At 39.5% G+C, this 1,310-nt stretch carries 1 pseudogene; it reads left to right on the forward strand.

Annotated elements, in window-relative coordinates:
• Positions 1 to 1,236, forward strand: a pseudogene (locus PN499_RS12075) (IS5 family transposase); the annotation flags it as partial.
• Between the last annotated feature and the right edge of the window lie 74 nt (positions 1,237 to 1,310).

The raw sequence follows: 1,310 nt of genomic DNA on the forward strand, positions 1-1,310 counted from the left end.
ACCCATACCTGCAATACTTTATCGGTCAATCAACATACAGTAATGATCCTCCATTTGACCCATCACTATTAGTCCACTTTCGGCAGCGAATCAGTGCAAACTTAATAAAGAAAGTGAACGAACGAATGGTGGAAAAAATGTGCGAAACCACCCCAAAACCGCCCGAAAAAAAAAAGGATTCGGACGCAAAAAATGAATCAACCAATCAAGGAAAATTAATCATAGATGCTCCCTCGGCCCCAGCAGACATTAGCTATCCCACCGACTTAGGACTATTAAACCGAGCCAGAGTTCATACCGAAAAAATCATCGACATCCTCTATAAATCCCTCAAAGGAAAAATTAATAAAAAACCCAGAACGTACCGAAAGATAGCTAGAAAAGATTACTTAACAGTAGCCAAACAACGACGACCATTACGAAACAAAAAAATCCAAGCCCTTAAAAAACAACTGCAATATATCAAAAGAAACCTCGCTCATATTGAACAGCTAATCGAATCAGGTGCGACCCTACAAAGTCTGAGCCAAAAGCAGTATAAAACTTTGCTAGTTCTCACAGAAGTCTATCGCCAACAACTCTGGTTATTTGAAAACAAAAAACAGAGTATAGAGGACAGAATAGTAAGTTTAAGTCAACCGCACATCCGTCCTATTGTGAGAGGAAAAGCAGGAAAACCAGTCGAGTTTGGAGCTAAAATGTCAGCGAGTTGCATTGAAGGATATGTATTTTTAGACCGGATAAGTTGGGATAACTTTAATGAATCAGGAGACTTAAAAGCACAAATAGAAGCCTTTAAAAATTACACAGGATACTACCCAGAATCAGTCCATGCAGATCGCATTTATCGAACCAGGGAAAACCGAGCATGGTGTAAAGAAAGAGGAATTAGAATGAGTGGACCGCCGTTAGGAAGGCCACCAGCAAATGTGAGTAAGGAAACCAAGAAACAAGCGTGGGAAGATGAGAGAATTAGGAATGCAATTGAGGGAAAATTTGGACAAGGAAAAAGAAGATTTAGCCTGAATCGAGTGATGGCAAAACTTGATAATACTTCTCAAACAGCCATAGAAGATTACTTTTTTAGTAATCAACCTTTCTACCTGGTTAAGACGGGTTTTTTGTGTGTTTTTATGTCAGAAACCGAAAATCACACCGATTTACGGTTCAATGATTATTAAAAGCTATACTTGGGCAAGTTATAGTCAACAAAAAGTTATGTTTGACCGAGCTTGAATTGCCCATCAAGTGCGATGGCTGCGGCTGGCTACGCGATCGCGATTTTTTCTAACTTATTCAGCAAGCCCTAA

Origin of the sequence: Kamptonema animale CS-326, from assembly GCF_028330895.1 — a bacterium.
GTDB classification, from domain to species: Bacteria; Cyanobacteriota; Cyanobacteriia; order Cyanobacteriales; family Microcoleaceae; genus Kamptonema; species Kamptonema formosum.